This is a genomic window from bacterium, from assembly GCA_030685015.1.
Classification (GTDB): Bacteria; CAIWAD01; CAIWAD01; order CAIWAD01; family CAIWAD01; genus CAIWAD01.
Genome location: JAUXWS010000042.1, coordinates 1 through 2930, shown reverse-complemented (window position 1 = coordinate 2930; position 2930 = coordinate 1). Strand labels below are relative to the sequence as shown.

Annotated in this window: 6 protein-coding genes; all 6 read left to right on the top strand. The window is 69.4% G+C overall.

Features of this window, described 5'->3' with window-relative positions; translation table 11 throughout:
• Positions 1–319: hypothetical protein (locus tag Q8O14_05220; protein MDP2360137.1), on the top strand; the 319-nt coding region annotated here is incomplete at its 5' end.
• Positions 309–1028 (top strand): hypothetical protein, encoded by a 720-nt coding sequence (locus tag Q8O14_05215; protein ID MDP2360136.1) that lies wholly within the window; start codon positions 309–311, stop codon positions 1026–1028. The genes Q8O14_05220 and Q8O14_05215, both read left to right, overlap by 11 nt.
• Positions 1028–1801 carry a hypothetical protein gene (locus Q8O14_05210; GenBank protein MDP2360135.1) on the top strand — a complete coding sequence of 258 codons (774 nt, stop codon included), beginning with the start codon at positions 1028–1030 and terminating at the stop codon, positions 1799–1801. The genes Q8O14_05215 and Q8O14_05210 overlap by 1 nt, the downstream gene beginning before the upstream one ends.
• Entirely contained in the window at positions 1786–2352 is a 567-nt protein-coding gene (locus Q8O14_05205; protein MDP2360134.1) for a phage baseplate assembly protein V, read from the top strand. Before Q8O14_05210 ends, Q8O14_05205 begins: the two co-directional genes overlap by 16 nt.
• A 9-nt stretch (positions 2353–2361) precedes the next feature.
• Entirely contained in the window at positions 2362–2622 is a 261-nt protein-coding gene (locus tag Q8O14_05200; GenBank protein MDP2360133.1) for a hypothetical protein, read from the top strand.
• The coding region (locus Q8O14_05195) for a hypothetical protein (protein MDP2360132.1) at positions 2619–2930 on the top strand (312 nt) is incomplete at its 3' end. The genes Q8O14_05200 and Q8O14_05195, both read left to right, overlap by 4 nt.

Below are 2930 nucleotides of genomic sequence, written 5' to 3'. Positions count from 1 at the left end.
TGTGCGAATGGCTTCCACGCAGGACGCACCCTGGCTACGTGGCGCACATGGGGGACACGACATGATGGCGAACCCCGATGCCCTGGCGCGTCCGCTGGACTTCAAGCCAGCCCGCCCCGTCGCCGGCCTGCAGCCGGGTCGGTCCATCACCCACCAGAACCGGTCGGTCTCGGTCGACAAGCGCATCACGGTGGGCAAGATCGAGGTGACCGCCGCGGCGGGCACGCCCGCCCAGAGCATCCGCGACCAGGTGGTGGAGGGCCTCAGCGCCCTGGCTGGCCAGGAGGTGGGGCTGGAGGACCTGGTCTATGCCCTCTGAAGCCCAAGTGGTGGGGCCGCCCACGGCCGAGCAGCTGCTGGTGGAGGAGGCCACGGCGGCGGGCTCCCAGCTGCGCAACCTGGCCGAGATCCCGTTCGTGCTGGGCGGCCTGACCTTCATCGTGCCGCCCATGAGCATGAGCATCAAGCAGGCCATCAAGCTCGACGAGATCGACATCCCCAAGAAGAGCGGGAAGGTCCGCCAGGCCACGGGCTTCGAGAATGCCGAGATCACCGTGGAGCTGGAAGTCTGCGACGAGGAGAGCCTGAACGGCACGGTGGTCCAGACCGCCATCGAGCGCCTGCGCGTCCTGCAGAAGCTCTTCCGCGACGGGCGCGCCAGCCTGCCCAAACCCGTGGAGATTGTCTCGCCCCTGACCGACCTGATCGGGATCCGCCAGGTCTACATCGAGGAGCTGAATCCCGAGGCTGACGAGGACTACGGCTTCTACTACGTGCACCTGAAGCTGGTGGAGTACGAGTCCATCAAGACCCAGCTGGAGCACCAGGCGGCAAGCGCCGGCGCGACCGATGCCGCCGCCGCCCAGGGCGCGGAGGAGATCGAGGGGAACGCCGCCCTGAACGAACAGCTGGGCTACGTGCGTGACCAGTTCGCCGTCGGCGTGCAGGAAGGCCGCACGGGGGAAAGCCCGGCTTTGGATCTGGATGATCCGGGCTACGACACCGATTCCTTTGGAGGGAGCTTCTGATGGACTCGGGCATCCATCCCCTCTTCGAGGTGGAGATCGCCGGACGGCGCATCGATCCGGTGGTGGCCGCCTTCCAGGTCTTCAGCCAGGCGATGAACGCCGCCGACTCCGGCCACCTGCTCCTGCAGGACCCCGAGGACGATGTCGTGCCGGAGCTGGCCGTGGGCCAGACAGTGTCCATCCGCTGGGGCTACGCCGAGGAGGCGGTCCTGATGCGCCTCTTCCACGGTGTCATCCGCGCCCTGAATCCCCGGGGCCTGCAGACGATCGTGCACATCATCGACTGGCAGACCATCCTCCAGGCCCGGGGCCGGGCCATCACGCGCACGTGGGACGGCGCCACGCCCCAGGAGATCGCCGGGGATCTCCTGGCCGGCAGCGGCCTGACCTTGAGCGCGCGCGTGCCGGACATCACGCTGGGGCGCTTTCCCGTGCATGGCCTGACGCCCAAGGAGGCCCTCCTGCAGCTCATCCAGCGGGTGCGCCGCGAGACGGGGGCCGAGCTGCGCTTCCACGTACGCGAAGGCGCGCTGGTGCTGGCGGAGCCCGACCACGCCCAGGCGGCCGTGCACGCCATCGAGACCGGCGTCAATCTGATCGACCGCCGCCCGGGCCGGCTGGGTTTGGTGGAGGTGGAGACGCTGGTGGCACCCGTCCTGCACAGCCAGGTGGTGACCGTGGACGGCGAGCGTCTGCACGTGGAGGAGGCCCAGTACCGCTGGCAGGGAGGTGGCCGCTTGGTCCTGGGGGTGGCGCCGTGCGCGAGGAGCTGAAACGCCTGGTGGAGCAGGCCCGCCCGGACCTGTCCTCCTACATGCGCTTCCCCGTCCGGGGCGTCGTGACGGCCGTGGACGCCGCCGCCTACACGGTGGGCGTCCAGCCGGACGACCCGGCCCTGGCCCTGCTGCCGCGCTGCGAGGTCCTGGCCGTTTGGGCGACGAGCGCCGCGCGCCTGGTGGTGCTGCCCTTTGTGGGCGACGGCGTTATGGTCGCCTTCGAGGGCGGCCACCCGGACAAGCCCTTCGTGGCAGGCTTTCTGACCGGCGCCGGTTCGGGCGCCCAGCACCTGGTGCTGGAGCAGGGCCAGTCCCGGGTGGTGATCGGCGCGGATGGGCTGGTGACGATCGAGTCGGCCGTGAAGGTGCACGTGAAGGCGCCGGCCGTGGAGCTGGGCGCGGCGGCGGCCGAGCAGCTGCTGAAGGGAAACACCTTCCTGGGGCTGTTCAACTCGCACTTCCACATCGGCAACAAGGGGCGGCCCACCAGCAATCCCATGGTGCCGCTGCCCCCTTCCGTGCTGTCCAACACCTCTCGAACAGAGTAGGATAAAGGCATGGCCCTGAACGCGACCATCCTGACAACCCTGATCCTCGAACGGACCGAGCAGCGTCTGGCGGGAATCGACCCACGGGACCCGGCCAATGGTCCAGAGATGGATCGCTTGAGCACGCTGGCCCTGGCCGAGGCGATCATCGAGCACATCCAGGCGTATGCCGAAGTGGCGCCCGGAATCCCGGTGTCAACGAGCGGGATGCCGCCCAATACTCCCCTTGAGCAGACCGGGGCCACGACCAGCCCGGGGGTGATCCAGTGAACCGATTCCTGGCGCGGGACCTGGCCTTCGATGCCGATGGCGACCTGGTGGTGGCGCCCACGGGCGACGTGCAGGTGGCCCGGGACGAGGACGTCCTGCGCCAGGACATCCTGGACCGCCTGGCCTGTCTGCCGGGCGAGCTGCCCGCCCACCCGGAGTGGGGCTGCCGCATCAAGAGCCTCCTGGGCGCGCCGGACACGCCCCGGACGCGCATGCTGGCCCTGCGCCATCTGCGCGAGGCCCTGGAGGACGACGCCCGCGTGGAGGACGCCAGCATCAACATCCAGCAGATCGGGTTCACGCCCGAG